Here is a 248-nt window from a genome sequence, read left to right on the forward strand (position 1 = left end):
GCAGCTTTAGCGATTTTCACTGTCTGAGACTCTTCTGGCCGGAGGGAGAAGCCTGCCTGCTGCTTCAGCGATATCTCGATCCTGACGATCCAGATATGCATAGCCTTATCATGCACCGCCTGCTGCTGGGCTGGCCGGAAGGTCATCTTTCGCTGGAGGCGAGCTACGGCCCCGTCATCTGGTCATCCAGCCTGTTTGTCGCAGACCATCAGGAGAACGCCCACAGCCTCTACCGCAGACCGGAGATC

The 248-nt window shown here is 58.1% G+C and carries 1 pseudogene; it reads left to right on the top strand.

From position 1 onward, the window contains the following. Positions 1–248: pseudogene (locus RTW80_RS30285) on the top strand (thiazolinyl imide reductase); the annotation flags it as partial.

Source organism: Escherichia sp. AM3, assembly GCF_032029835.1.
GTDB classification, from domain to species: Bacteria; Pseudomonadota; Gammaproteobacteria; order Enterobacterales; family Enterobacteriaceae; genus Escherichia; species Escherichia coli.